Below are 14,125 nucleotides of genomic sequence, written 5' to 3'. Positions count from 1 at the left end.
CCAATACAGTCCGGTTTGTCTTATTTATCAATGAATTATCGTTCGTTAAGCGCTACGAATGCTGGGGGGGTCATCCAAAGCGCCTAATGTGTGCGATCTAGTTTTTGAAGAATCCGTTGTACATCATGTACAAATGCGCCGCAGACCAAGAGAAGTTCGACGCACCTTGTACCGCGCCCGTCTCAGGGTTGTAGTTTTCACGAATTGGCATATCACCCGTCATACCTTCTGCGTTGTTAAACAACTCATTTGCCATTGCAATCGCTTCTTCTTTGTAGCCGTAGTTTTCCATCGCACGGAAGCCAAAGTATACTTGGTCTAGCCATACACGACCACGCCAGTACACATCTTTACCGTAAGCAGGGTTGGTTTGCGATGCGGTCGGCAAAGGCACACCCGTTCCTTGGAATTTATCTGGCGTGTTGAACTCGTCTTGATCACGCATTACCGCGATCACTTTATCAGCATGCTCTTGCGTTGCTGCACCATTAAACAGCGGCGACCAACCTTCAGGGCCACGTCCACGCTCTACAATCGGCAAACCCGCGCAACCATTTGCAAGAGGCGCAGGAGTAGTGCCATCTTTAGCCACATTTAAGTGAATGTCGTAGAAGAATCCTGTGCTTTCATCAAACATACATTGGTTAATGTACGTCTTGATTTTTTCTGCGCCGTTAAGGAATTCTTGCGCTCGATCTTTACCTTCTACGCCATCGGACACCAACTTCGCCATTTCCGCTAAGTATTTGTTGTCTGAGTACATGTAAGAGGCTTGATCCACCGATTCTTGCAGCATAGAGAAGCCAAGCAGCTCGCCATCCGCAGCATTATTGTTGGTGCGATTTTCTGCAAAACGAACTTCCCAATCTTTCTTCGCAAGATCGAGTTTCGCTAAGTTTTCCGCTGACGTATTACTGTACACCCACTCTTCGCCTTCCAGCTTGATGCTGTTATCAAAGCCGTACGCACTTGCCGCGTAGCGACCAAGTTGATCCACATTTCTGTCTGGATTGCTGATGTCTTCAGCTTGCGAATTCATATTGTGGATGTTGTAGATAAAGCCAAAACGAGCCGCGTTATCCATGCCCGATTCCCAGCCCGCCGCTTCTTGTGCGCCGACGTGAATCGTCATGTAATCCACTTCATCGAGAATCTTATTGTAAGACGCCATGCCTTTTACTTTATAAGAATTGCCGTTTTGCTCGATGATGTCTTCTGCAGGAATAATGGTCGTGAAGTTAGGATCACGCGTTTCTACCCAAACGTACATCACGCCTTCTTCCGTGTTGTGTGCTGGGTCTACTGCCGCGCCGTATTCAGGCACACCATTTTGGTTGTGGTCGCGGTTGGATAGCCACCAATCGTGGTATGCCACCAACTTCGGATACATTTCATCAATGAATTTTTGCGCGTCTTCTGGGCGATCAAACTGGTTCACGAGAGCGTGATACACCTCCATCACAGACCATGCCGCCAACGATGGTTTCGTATTGCGTTCGTTCCAGTTTTCAGAGCCAGCACCACCACGACTAACAGGTTTGGTGTACGTCAACACATCCAGCAAGTAGCCTTTATCTTGCGGACGGATCTTGTCATCAGCTTGAACTTGCTCTTGGAATACCGTGCGAATGTTGTCCATCGCAACATCTGGGTTGAAATGCGCCATCGCGTACGCTTGTTTCCACGAATCCCACGGCCACGTTAAGTTGCCAGAGAACCAACGCGCAGTGACCGATGGCGTGACTGTCGCTTGTTCAATATCGCCCGCCGCAGAGCGCCAGTTACCGTTTAGGGTCTCCATCGCTTTTACCGCTACGCGAGCTTGGTCTGCTGTCGCTTCTTTGTTGATAAGACCATTCGCTAAATAGCCGTCCCAACGCGCTTTCGACGCTTCCATGTATTGAGTTGGATTCGCCAATACATCTTGCAATTTCAACGATTCTGACTGCACTTCTTTCGCATTGTGCAGGTTAGAATACGCCGTATAAACCGCCGATGTTTGCTCTGCTGGTAGGCTCATCTCCGCGGTAGAACTGAATGAGGTTTCGTTGGTGAACGTCTTCGTCGGTAGAGAACGAGTAATGCGGAACTCGGCATCGCGGTCATTACGGATCGCCCAGTTGTCTTTCATCTCGCTAAAGTTAATTTTAATGCCGTTCTCGATGGTCGAAATCTGCCGCTTGTAATCTGGGTAGTACTGCGCCACGGTTTGGTCTTTGCGCGTCGACAGCGCGTATTTCACCAACTCGCCGTCCCACTCCAACGCCAAGTTCATATCACGATCAGTTTTGTTAGTGATGAGCGTTTCCACCAGCGAAGAGCGATCAGTCACGAAGCGCAACACCATTTGCACGTGAATATCGTCCAAGTCCAACACCTGCACTAACGCACCTGGAATGGAATAGACTTTCGCTTCTGCGTTCGATAAATCGTAAGTTTGGCCACTCACTTTGTCGGTCAACGCGAGCTTGTCGAACGTTTGGCCAGACATAAAATGCGCGTACTCTTGCGTCACTTGCATAATACCGCCGAAAGCGCCATAACCCGCCGCATCTTCAGGTAGCAAATGGCCATGCCACGCTCCGTTGTCCGTGAGTGCGTTGTACTTCAGGTTCGAATAACTGTCGTAATCACGCAGGTAAGTTGGATTACCAGTACGATCAATCACGTTAGTAAATTCTGAAGTTGGCGCCTGTGGCAAACGGATTTCAGTTTTATCATTGGAACCACATCCAACAAGCGAAATAGTAGCCCCGATCAGAATGGCAAGTGTGCTCTTTTTAAACATACTTTTTCCCTATTATTTACATTATTTTTATATTCTCATTTATATAAATGAGTGTTTTTTTGTGTGTAGAAGCCCGGCTCGCACTAAATAAGCACGAGCTTCCAATAATTATTCTTTTATTTTTCTTTAGCGACAGTGATGGCTTTTAATAAATCGCCATTAATATTCGGAATTGTGTCAGCCAAAAATATCTGATTACCAGGCGTAAAAGTGAGTAAAACATTTTTTAGTCGTTGACTGTTTTCACTGGTTTTATTTTGAACATCAAACTCAATTAATTTGTTGTACACTTCATTTGCCAGTTTTTCTTCTTGTTCTTCGGTAATCGCAATGCGTCCAACACAAATTGGAGGTCGAATATCGTGGCTAAACACTTCTTCACGAAAGCGCTGTGCAAATAGCGTGTCTAAATTTGAACCTTCTTCAAAAATAAAGCGGCCTGTATCTTTAAATTGATAGTGTTTATCCCCTTTCAGTTCAATGTAATCCATCATTTCTAGTGCACGTAAATAGAGCGCAACGGAAGTATCATTCAGCTGGTATCTCCGTGCGATCTCTTCTAAAGACCACTCAGGTCGACGCAAAAGATAAAGAAAATCAAATAAGTGAGGATATTGATGGAAAATCTCACTGTTGGTGTCGGTGATAAACTGTTCACTCTCTTGCTGCAGCTGCTTACCTCGCATGGATAACTCAACCAAATCCGTATCAAGGTGCGTGGCGTACAACAAGATTTTATCTAAACCAAGAGACGTATTGTGAAGCTGCCTTTTTATAGTAGAAAGCGGGATTCCAAGTCCAATAGAAAGCTCAGAATATCCAATGCCTTTTTCTTTTATTTTTTCTCGTAAAGCAGCAAGTAAATACGTTGCAGAATTATTCATCTAACGATGCCTGTATTTTATTTATTCAGCATCCATGATGATAAATTCAAGAGAGTCCTACTCTTGTGATTTTGGTCTCAATATTCTATCTTGTTGGCGTAAAACATGTCTTATCCATTAGATTCTTTTACTTTTCTTTAACTGGATACATTTTACCCATCAAGAACAAGTTATAGCCATTGCTCTATGGGCTTATCAAGATAATAGTCAGTATAATTGTTTTGAAGAGTAAAATTAAGATGGCAAAGATTTTTACTAAAACTTTTCTGATAAGAGCGCAAATTTTCAGATGAAAAGTATCAAAAAATGACACCAATCGATTTATAAAAGCGTGAGATCACAATTGGAAAGTGAATCTATGGAAATTTTTAATTTCAATGACCAGTAAAAACCTTGTTATATTCTGAAAATAGCAAAGTTAATTTCTAAAATAATTATTGAAGTAAGATCATATTATTAAGTCAAAATTCTAGCTGGTTCACATATTTCTTTTTCTCGCCACCACTGTTTATTTATATGTTCTTGATGAACGTAAAAACTCTCCCCCGGCATTGGCGTCAGCAGCGTTATATGTTCTTTTTGACAATGGGCAAGCAAATCTGAAATCGGTTCGTCCCAACGGTGAGTAAACAGCTCGTATGTAGCCCAATGTACTGGCAACAGTTTTTTCGCATTTAAATCGTGAAACGCTTGCACGGTATGATGAGCCTGCATGTGCCCCCAGTTTTCGACCGGATAACCTTGGCCTTTCACATCGGCAGCCACTTCCAAACAGGCAATGTCGATTGGTCCACATCGCTGTGCGATCTCGGAAAAGTGCGAATCGTAAGCTGAATCACCACTAAAATAGAGCGTCTCTTCTTTGCCTTTGATGACCCAAGAAGCCCACAGGGTCGCGTTTTTATCGAAATAAGTACGACCCGAATTATGGTTAGCAGGCGTACAAATCAGTTCAATTCCGGCATAGTGCACGTTATCCCACCAATCGAATTCCACGATGTTGTCTGCGCAAACGCCCCACTTTATCAGATGCTTGCCAACCCCTAAGGGTACATAAAACGTCACGGGTTTATCGGCGTAAAAACGTATGGTCGATGCTTCTAAATGGTCGTAATGATCGTGCGAAATCACGATGATTTCAGGAATCGGCAAACGATCTCTGGCATGGGTATTGGGAATATTGCGTTCAAACCACGCTTTTGCGATGAACGGAGAAGCGTAATCAAATACCGGATCGGTCAGAATTCGAATGCCATCGACCTCCACCAGCATGGTGGAATGGCCCAGCCAAGTAACGCGCATCGATTCACTTCGCTGCGCAAACTGCGTGGGTTGAATTGGGGAATGTGGCAGATGTTCGTTAGGACTCAACGGCGTTCTACCACCAAGATAACTCCAACACACCTGCCAGAGTGATTGCGGACTAGGGACATTTGGCATCTCGTTTTTAACGCGGCCGTTTTCAAATTGAGGCGAGTGGTGAACACGGTGCGCCAACTGCGCATGGTAGGTTTGAGGCGGAATCAGTGAACTTGGCTTTTGTGTCTTTTGTTCACTCGTTAGGTATGTGCGCTTAAGTATCGTCTCATACATATCGTAGTTTTGTCTCACTTGCGAACGCTCAACAGTAGGTTTATTAAAACGTGCGTGTATGTCTATTTCGTGACCAAAATGAGGTGTAAGATGAAGATTCAGTTTCAATCAAACGTCTTCTATTTAAGGATACGGTTCTCAAACCTTCTGAATACTGCGTCGGTTTGAAAGGAGAAAACTATGGTGACTTGCAGCCAATACGATTTTATTGAAATCGCCTGTATGTTTAAGCTCCCTATCGAGATCACACTAAAAAATGGTGAAACTCATCAGGGCAACGCGTTCGACACAGGCTACGACATGCAGCGACAAGAGTGTTTGTTTTTAGATATGGATGGAGAGCACACCGCCTTCCCGACTGAACAATTAGTCGCAATGCGCGCGCTCAAAGCCAATCCGCATTTTGACGAAGTGACGTTTGAGTAAACGTCCTTCTTTCACTGACACCGTCCAATAAAAAACGCCTCTCAAGCTGACACAACTTGAGAGGCGTTCTCTTACACGGTTCACCTGAACTTGTTGTTATTCACGCGACCGGATGAAAACCAGCATCGGCATCATGATCACGAACATCACTCCCACAAGCTGGAAGGTGTGCACAAACGCGACCATTTGCGATTGCTGCTGCAACATCTGTTGGTATTGGTCTAACGCAACCGGGTCGGTAATGGAAAGCCCCTGATTGGCCGCCCAGTCATGCAAGTTAGGATTATAAGGATTAATACCCTCTCCCAGCGCATGCCATTGCTGCTGACTATCACGATATTGGAACGTGGTGGCGATAGAGATACCAAACGAACTACCAATCGTACGGAACAGATTGTAAATACTTGCCGCCGCGACAGATTGCTCTTTCGGAATCGTTAAATACGCCAAGGTGGACAGCGTCGAGAAGGTTAAACCAAGCCCCATCCCCTGAATCATACTCGGCATCACAATCCAAAATGTATCGATCTGCAGTGAGTATTGCGTCATCAAATAACTACCAATCCCGATGCAGCTCAAGCCAAAGACTATTTTGATTCTGGGATCGAATTGCGGATTGAGTTTAATCACCAAAATTAACATCGCCGCTGACGCCAATCCACGCGGTGCCATTAATAAGCCAGTGGTTGAGACCGGATAATCCAGCAAGCTTTCCAACAGCATCGGTTGTTGAGTCGTCAGGCCAAACATCGCCATCGACACCACGGCAATCATCAACGACGAGACCATAAGATTTCGGTCTTTAAGCAGCCATAATGGCGCTATTGGGCTTTTGGTTTTCCAGCTGCGATAAATCCACATCACCGACCCCATGACAGCGAGCAATATCGCGGTCTGGATCATGCGTGAGTTGAGCCAGTCTTCTTCGTTACCTTTATCCAACACAAACTGCAACGCGCCCACACCTAACGCCATGTAACCGATGATCCACCAGTCAAAGTTAGGTTTGGATTTGTTGTCGATGTGGATATAGCGATAAATCAAAGAGGTACAAATCAAACCGAATGGCAAGTTGATGTAAAAAATCCAGCGCCAATTGATGTTGTCGGTGATCACTCCGCCCACGACTGGGCCCAAAATAGGACCAAGCAAAATGCCGATGGAGAAAATCGCCATCGCTTTGCCTTTTTGTTCGTACGGATAAATCTGCACTAACGTCGACTGCGCCAATGGAATCACCGACGCGCCGAAAGCGCCTTGGATAATGCGAAATAGCACCATCTCTTCAAGAGACTGTGCTTGCCCACAAAGCGCACTGGCAATTACAAAACCGATCACAGCAACCAGCATGACTTTGCGTTCACCAAAGCGCGACACCCAGAAACTGGTCATCGGAATGAAGATCGCTTCCGCCATGCTGTAACCCGTCAGCACCCAAGTAATTTGGTCTGCCGTTGCGCCCAACGCGCCCATCATGTGCGATAGCGACACGTTCGCAACGGTCATATCGATTAACACCATGATGGCAGAAAGCATCACGGCGACGGTGGCAATCCCCCGTTTTTCTGCCGTAATTTGATGGCTCATTGCACGCTACTTTGCAAATCAATAGTGACTTCTGAGCTCGCACCCACGCGAAGTTGCGGCGCATCAGCCGATACTTCTAACGCCAAACGTACAGGGAAACGCTGTTTGATTTTAACCCAGTTACCCGTTGCGTTTTCTGGTGGCATCAAGGAGAACGATGTACCACTCGCAGGCGACAGCTGCTCTACCGTTGCTTTCCACACCACGTCTGGGTACATATCAATCACCACATCCGCATGCATGCCAGGTTTAATATGAGTAAGATCGGTTTCTTTAAAATTCGCGCGTACCCAATAGCTGTCTTTTAAAATCACAGGGAACAGCGTTTGACCCACGCTAACGACCGAGCCTACGTGCGTATTGATTTCACCGGCAATGCCATCCACTGGTGACGTAATGTCGGTGTAACTCAAGTTCAGCTCCGCTTGCGCTAACTGAGCCGCCGCTTGTTGAACAACCGCAGCCTCTGCGCCTTCTTCACCACGGTTCGCAATGGCTTTTTCTACCGTCGCGCGCGCTTGCTCTAGGCTCGCTTGAGCATTGGCTAGTTTGTTTTTCGCCGTATCTAAATCTTGGTCTGACGCCAGTTTGCGTTTCACCAGGGAATCCGTACGTTTGTACTCTACTTGCGCTTCTGTCAGGTTAGAGCGCGCCGCATCTAAGCCCGCAACGGCTTCAGTTACCTGCTTATCGGCAACGTCATGTTGCTGGACCGCCAATTGGTATGCCGCTTTTGCTTGCTTCACTGCCAACAAATATGGGCGTGAATCTATCTTCAGCAGTAGGTCACCTTTGTTAACAGATTGGAAGTCTTTGACATCCACAGAAACCACTTGGCCTTTTACCTGAGGCGCTACCGACAAAATTTTTGCCCTAACATAGGCATCTTCCGTGCTTGGGTGACTGTCTGAATACTGCCAAGACCAATACATCGCACCAAATGCGATAACACAGAGAGTGAAGAAAAGAGTTTTTACCAGCTTAGATCTGGCGGAAGAATGCTTCGCGATGTCGCCGCTCATTTATATTGTCCACTTGTTCAATTATGTGACCAGTGTAGGACTTTTCGATCTTGGAACAATAAAATGATCTGCAAGGTTAAGATCCAGTTTTAAACCTTGAACTATTGCTTGAATCGTGTGCAATCTAATACACACGGAAATGCAGATAAAAAAAAGGGCAGTCCCCGTAACCGCCCCCAAAGTCATGCCAATAATTGTAATGCGCGTGTAATGTGTGTAACTACCGCTTTTCTTAGAACTTGTAACCGCCGCTGATCATAAATACCCAAGGGTTAATTTTGACGTCGGTTTTTTGCTTCGCTCCACCAAATTTGTATGTTGCTTCTGTTTCAATGTTTGCATACCACGCAGATGCGTTAAGGAACCATTGATCGTTGATCATGTAGTCCACGCCTACGTTTGCTGCTAAACCAAATGAATCGTCTAGCTTAAGATCAGTTAAGCCCACGTTTTTCGCTTTGTTGTTAAAGCCTTCATCAAAAAAGATGGTGTAGTTGAGACCTGCACCAACGTATGGACGGAACTTACTTTGTGGCTCGCCAAAGTAGTACTGAACCATAAGCGTTGGTGGAAGGTGTTTGGTGTCCGCGATATCACCAAGACCTAACAAGTCTGTTGAAATATCGTGGCTGAATGGTGTTGCTGCTAGAAGCTCTAGGCTGATGTTGTCTGTGAACATGTAGCCAAACGTCAAACCAAGCTGCGTATTTGAATCCACTTTCAATTCTTCTTGAGAACCAAGAATCTTATCGCTGCTGTCATTTGGAACGACAGACGCCGCACCAACACGAAGAACGAAGTCACCTTGTTTATGAGCGAAAACACTTGGTGACACGAGTGCAGCAACCACTGCTAGACTGCAGATTGTTTTTTTCATTTTTTATTTCCTTTTGTAGGGCTTCGTTATGTTGTACCCAAAGGTGTGCTTGCTGAATGGCCTTAGATTTCAAGTAAACTCAGCGCCTTGAAGCACACGGGCATCTATATTTTTTTTGAGCTGCGCGCAATCTAGCACATAGAAACCCTACTATTTTGATGGAAATCAATTTGTGAAAAATATAGGTTTTTTGTATAGAGAAACGCCATACCGATCAACAAATTATGCAAATCGGATACAATTCTGTAATGCAAACTGTGCGTGTGAGAAGCCATGCTTACTCAAAAACACGAATCCTCTCGCTAAGGCTCGTAGCCAGCAAAAACTTTTTTCTTCCTCTACGTCTTCTATTTTCAAAAAACAACCCACTTAAAACGCTCGTTTGACCCCTTAAAATCGCGATTTGAGGGGTTTGTAAAACACTGAAATACAAGAAGTTATTTTTCTGGAAAATCAGTCACTTGGAGTGCTAGTCTGCTCGCAGCTAAGGAGAAGACATGTTAAAAACCGATCTCATTTTTGAACGAGAAAACTTTTCTCATCACGATTTTCAGAATGCCACCTTTAAAAACTGCCACTTTTATATGTGCAGTTTCGACCATGCCGATCTGCGCGATGCTAAGTTCATCGACTGTCGCTTTATCGAATCCAAAGCGCTAGAAGGGTGTAGTTTTCGCTTCGCGAACTTAAAAGATGCCAGCTTCACGAACTGTATGTTGGCGATGAGCCTGTTTAACGGCGCAAATTGTATGGGCTTGGAGCTGCGTAAGTGCGATCTCAAAGGGGCAAACTTCCAAGGTGCGAACTTTGCTAATCGCGTCAGTAACACCATGTTTTTCTGTTCTGCTTTTATTACTGGCTGCAACCTCACCTACTGTAACTTCGAACGAGTGTTACTAGAAAAATGTGACCTCTTTGAAAACCGTTGGAACGGTGCGAACCTCGCAGGGGCAACTCTCAAAGGCTCGGATTTATCTCGCTGCGAATTCTCGCCAGAACAATGGGGAACCTTTAACGTTGAGCAGTGTGATCTGACTCATGTCGAACTGGACGGGCTGGATGTTCGCCGCGTTTCTCTGTTTGGTGTTAAAATTTGTGATTGGCAACAAGAGCAATTGCTTGCGCCTTTTGGACTGATCATTCTCTAAGGAAAGGCCATGAACCTGTTTAAAGACTTACCGAATAACCTCGACGAGGAAGTGTTCGAAGACCTGCTGACCCACAAAAACCTGCGTATAGAACGCATTGTCTCAACGGGGCAAACCTCGCCCGACAGTGGCTGGTACGATCAAGAAGAACATGAATGGGTATTGGTTCTTAAAGGAGCTGGAGAGCTGACTTTTGAATCAGGTGTAGTGCAACGACTTGAGGCAGGCGAGCACGTTACGATTCCCGCTCATACCAAACACAAAGTGAGCTGGACTGACCCAACGCAAGAAACCATCTGGTTGGCGGTGTTTTATCAATAAATACAAAACGATCTTAAACCAAAAAATAGGCGCTGAATTTGCTCGATACTACTAAGCCGTCACTGGCACTGTTTGATTTTGATGGCACCATCACCCGAGAGGATATGTTTAGCCTTTTCCTCCACTATTCTGCTTATGGCCTGCGCAAACGAGTAGGAAAGGTCGCTATCATGCCATTTTATGCGCTGTACAAACTCGGAGTGTTACCCGCTCGTCTTATGCGTCCACTCAGCAGTTTTATTGCATTTTCAGGGAAAGAAACGCAGCAAATTGAAGCGATTGGCGCTCAGTTTGCCCATGAAGTGATCCCGCTGTACTTACGGCCAGAAGCGATGGAAAGATTGGCGTGGCATCAACACAGAGGCGATACCATTGTAGTGGTGTCGGCATCACTCAATGCGTATCTCAAGCCTTGGTGTGAGGCGAACGGTTACCACTTGCTGTGCAGTGAACTGATCTCAGAACAGCCAAAACTGAGTGGCTTTTACCAGCAAGGTGATTGCAGTTTAGAAAGAAAAGTCTCGCGCGTTAAGGCGGCGTTTTCGCTCGACGAGTTTGCGTCTGTTTATGCCTACGGTGATACACACGAAGACATTCCGATGCTAAAACTGGCAGACTACGCGATGCTCAACTGGAGCGAGTGGAGAGCAAGCGAATAACGATATGTGCTCTGATTTTCAAGACAACCACTCGACCAAAGTGGTCGTTTTAGACTGAAAAAACAAACCCTTCTCACATGAGAAGGGTTTTACTGTTCAGGGCCCGAATAAATGGCTTAACGCCATACACCCCATTGACCCGTTGTGCCTGGTTCCTCACCAGACGTCCACCACTGGGCAGTCCATTCTTTGCCGTTGTGCGTCACCACATCACCTTGGTTGTAAACGGCCGTCTTGTCCCACAAGTTGGTTGGTTCAACTGGTGGCGGTACATCCGCTTTGATCAGTGACAACGCATAACTGAAGTCTGCACTTGGCGCTAATACTTGGTTTGCATTCACGTTCTTACTATCGAACATGTAATGATTCATCTCTTGATGCCAAATGCCCACATACCAATCGCCTGTTTGCTGCGCGTTAAATTGATCCGCAATTTCTGCCGCCCAAGTAGCCGTATTGTTTGCGTTGATTGGTAGTAAAATATCGACAATTTCATTCCCCGTCGCATTAAACGTACGGAAACGCACTGTATCGCCAGACTCTACAGGCCCAAAACCTTGCTGAACAAAGTAGCCTAGAGATGTCAGATTGTTGCCTGGTTCGGTTGGATCAACAGGGTCAGTCGGTGGCGTCGTGCCCGTTCCGTTTAACGTAATGTCACTACAGTTATAGAAACCTTCCCCAGCGACATCAATGCGCTGCCAACGAGTATAAAGCACCGCATCGCCGGAACGATCAGCAGGGAAAGTCACCTGAATACGGTAGCGTTTTTCCGCATCAACATACACATCACCTGCGGTGTCGATCAGCTCTAAATCACTCCAAGTAAGAGGCTTTGAATCATCATAAGTTGACTTGGTGAGATAGAATTCCCAGTACGATGGGTTGTGCGGCGCTTTGCCGTAAAACACCAATTCAATCTGGTTGTTTGCATCTGGCGTAACATTGGTGCGCTGCCAGTTTGGAGAAGGAATGTTCAAACCTTTCTTAGCGGCATCGCCGGCAGAACACAGTTCACCGTCACGAACCACCGCCTGAACGTGTGCCATGTCGCGGTAGTTTGGTACGTTCGCCGCAATTTCGCTGCGTTGCACAAACGGGTACGCGCCTGATTCTTCAAAAGCCGCTTTACACGCTTGGTTAGGGATCTCGTTGGTCCAAAAGCCACCGTCTAAATAACACGTATTTTGACGAGCACTTGGAAACTCTACCCAGCCATGGGCGTTGACGTTAAATGAGCTCAATGCGGCAACAGCGCTTAAGCTCAAAAGAGGAAGTGTTACATGTGATTTCATCGTTCATCCTTAATTTTGCTGACTCGCCGCTCTGAAACACAAGCGGTTTAAGCAAAACTAGCAGGATGGGATAATTTAGAAGGTGAGAATAAATATAGAAATTGTAAGAGTGCCATCTGCTTTCCAGCATTTGTTGTGAACCATTCTCATACTCGACTGACTCTTTCGAGTCACTTCAAATTCGTGTGCCACAAAAACTGTCACTCTCGTTTGGCTAGCGCTCGTCTTTTGGTGTGTCCATCACCACCATGGTTGTGATCGACTTGACGTGTTCGCACTCACCCAACACATCAGCGTGAAACGCTTTATAAGCGGCGAGATCTTGCGTTTCCACACGCAGCAAATACTCGTTCGCACCAGTGATGTTGTGACATTCCACCACCTCGTTTACAAAACGCACATGCTCTTCGAAACCCAACTGTGCCTGCTTAGAGTGCGAGGCCAAACCAATCGACACATAAGCGACAAAACCCACGCCAAGTTGCTGATTATCCAGTACCGCTCGGTAGCCTTTGATCACGCCTTTACGCTCTAAATCTTGCACTCGGCGTAAGGTTGCAGACGGAGATAAACCAACGCGTTCCGACAGCTCCACATTGGAGATTCTTCCGTCTCGCTTGAGCACTTGCAATATTCTTTCGTCAAATCTATCCATGATGATGTTTCATTGCTTATTTAGTTTCTAATCATCAAATAAAAGCACAATATTGACCTCTGTTCTACTTATAGTTGTTCTCAACTTATCGAGAACTGATTCAAGGAACAATCTATGGAATATCATCAACTGGGCGCTTTGGCGTTGTTCGCTTTTGTCTCCACTTTTACGCCGGGTCCCAATAACATTATGTTGATGACCTCAGGGGCAAATGTCGGCTTTAAACGCACTATCCCACACATGTTGGGCATTACCTTCGGCTTTGGTGCCATGTTAATTTTGGTGGGCATTGGCTTGATGAGCCTGTTCCATGCCTACCCGCTCACCCACTCCATTTTGAAAGTATTAAGCTTGAGTTATTTGCTGTACTTGACGTACAAAATCGCCACCAGCGACAAAACCGAAGCAAAACATGATTTTCGCCCGATGTCTTTTTTAGGGGCTGTCGCATTCCAGTGGGTGAACCCAAAAGGTTGGTCGATGGCGTTGACGGCCATTACGGTATACACCAGCGGCGGTTCTTGGCTTGAACTGACTTTTATCGCCGGTATCTTCTGTTTAGCCAACTTGCCATCGGTGACATTTTGGACGGCGGCAGGCATGCAATTGCAGCGTTGGTTGACCACCGATAAACGCATTAAGGGGTTCAACTACAGCATGGCCGCTCTGTTGCTTTTGTCTACGATTCCAATGATATAAGTCCATTTATGGTTAAAAGACGACTCACTTTACGTGGTTAGAGAAAGGATAAAGGTAATATTTTTCTTGAGGCTTTGGCGTTAATTCACAGTGTAAATTTGTTTAAAGACGCTACCCTCTTGTTAGGGAACTTGATAATCTTTAAATGAGAAAGAGAATAATTATCGAGTA

General features: G+C 45.7%; 13 protein-coding genes. 5 read left to right on the top strand and 8 right to left on the bottom strand.

Annotated elements, in window-relative coordinates:
• Positions 1-97: 97 nt before the first annotated feature.
• The 3 genes from ygjK to ACF8OV_RS04605 form a co-directional block, all read right to left on the bottom strand.
• A complete protein-coding gene (gene ygjK / locus ACF8OV_RS04615; protein ID WP_203503731.1) occupies positions 98-2,788 on the bottom strand; it encodes an alpha-glucosidase in 2,691 nt (896 codons plus the stop codon).
• A 116-nt stretch (positions 2,789-2,904) separates the two neighbouring features.
• Positions 2,905-3,672 carry a hypothetical protein gene (locus ACF8OV_RS04610; RefSeq protein WP_025536215.1) on the bottom strand — a complete coding sequence of 256 codons (768 nt, stop codon included), beginning with the start codon at positions 3,670-3,672 and terminating at the stop codon, positions 2,905-2,907.
• Positions 3,673-4,128: 456 nt separating this feature from the next.
• Positions 4,129-5,265, bottom strand: a complete 1,137-nt coding sequence (locus ACF8OV_RS04605) for an MBL fold metallo-hydrolase (RefSeq protein WP_140250202.1) — start codon at positions 5,263-5,265, stop codon at positions 4,129-4,131.
• Between the two features lie 180 nt (positions 5,266-5,445).
• On the opposite strand from ACF8OV_RS04605, the gene ACF8OV_RS04600 reads away from it, so the two are divergent.
• Positions 5,446-5,691, top strand: a complete 246-nt coding sequence (locus ACF8OV_RS04600; protein WP_005460845.1) for a Rho-binding antiterminator — start codon at positions 5,446-5,448, stop codon at positions 5,689-5,691.
• A gap of 96 nt (positions 5,692-5,787) precedes the next feature.
• Here the strand turns inward: ACF8OV_RS04600 and ACF8OV_RS04595 are convergent, their stop codons facing one another.
• From ACF8OV_RS04595 to ompW, 3 genes are all read right to left on the bottom strand, one after another.
• A complete protein-coding gene (locus ACF8OV_RS04595; protein ID WP_140250201.1) occupies positions 5,788-7,278 on the bottom strand; it encodes an MDR family MFS transporter in 1,491 nt (496 codons plus the stop codon).
• Positions 7,275-8,300 (bottom strand): HlyD family secretion protein, encoded by a 1,026-nt coding sequence (locus ACF8OV_RS04590; protein ID WP_025501435.1) that lies wholly within the window; start codon positions 8,298-8,300, stop codon positions 7,275-7,277. The genes ACF8OV_RS04595 and ACF8OV_RS04590 overlap by 4 nt, the downstream gene beginning before the upstream one ends.
• A 232-nt stretch (positions 8,301-8,532) precedes the next feature.
• The gene (gene ompW, locus ACF8OV_RS04585) at positions 8,533-9,177 is read right to left on the bottom strand and encodes an outer membrane protein OmpW (RefSeq protein WP_005460838.1); all 645 of its coding nucleotides are present in this window, start codon (positions 9,175-9,177) and stop codon (positions 8,533-8,535) included.
• Between the two features lie 497 nt (positions 9,178-9,674).
• Between ompW and ACF8OV_RS04580 the strand changes: the two genes are divergently transcribed.
• The 3 genes from ACF8OV_RS04580 to ACF8OV_RS04570 are packed head-to-tail and all read left to right on the top strand — an operon-like array spanning position 9,675 to position 11,305.
• Complete coding sequence (locus ACF8OV_RS04580) at positions 9,675-10,325, top strand: Qnr family pentapeptide repeat protein (RefSeq protein ID WP_005460782.1); 651 nt, start codon at positions 9,675-9,677, stop codon at positions 10,323-10,325.
• Positions 10,326-10,334: 9 nt separating this feature from the next.
• Positions 10,335-10,646: a cupin domain-containing protein gene (locus ACF8OV_RS04575; protein WP_005460759.1), complete on the top strand. Its 312-nt coding sequence runs from the start codon at positions 10,335-10,337 to the stop codon at positions 10,644-10,646.
• Positions 10,647-10,684: 38 nt separating this feature from the next.
• Positions 10,685-11,305, top strand: coding sequence for an HAD-IB family hydrolase (locus ACF8OV_RS04570; protein WP_025505418.1), 621 nt, complete (start codon positions 10,685-10,687; stop codon positions 11,303-11,305).
• Between the two features lie 116 nt (positions 11,306-11,421).
• Here the strand turns inward: ACF8OV_RS04570 and ACF8OV_RS04565 are convergent, their stop codons facing one another.
• Positions 11,422-12,600 (bottom strand): lytic polysaccharide monooxygenase, encoded by a 1,179-nt coding sequence (locus tag ACF8OV_RS04565; protein WP_203503729.1) that lies wholly within the window; start codon positions 12,598-12,600, stop codon positions 11,422-11,424.
• 214 nt (positions 12,601-12,814) lie between these two features.
• Complete coding sequence (locus ACF8OV_RS04560) at positions 12,815-13,255, bottom strand: Lrp/AsnC family transcriptional regulator (RefSeq protein WP_005482841.1); 441 nt, start codon at positions 13,253-13,255, stop codon at positions 12,815-12,817.
• A 114-nt stretch (positions 13,256-13,369) separates the two neighbouring features.
• On the opposite strand from ACF8OV_RS04560, the gene ACF8OV_RS04555 reads away from it, so the two are divergent.
• The gene (locus ACF8OV_RS04555) at positions 13,370-13,954 is read left to right on the top strand and encodes a LysE family translocator (protein WP_025523178.1); all 585 of its coding nucleotides are present in this window, start codon (positions 13,370-13,372) and stop codon (positions 13,952-13,954) included.
• The last annotated feature ends 171 nt before the right edge of the window (positions 13,955-14,125 follow it).

Source organism: Vibrio sp. GLN_1 (assembly GCF_043106015.1).
Lineage (GTDB): Bacteria > Pseudomonadota > Gammaproteobacteria > Enterobacterales > Vibrionaceae > Vibrio > Vibrio parahaemolyticus.
This window is presented reverse-complemented; position numbering and strand designations above follow the sequence as displayed.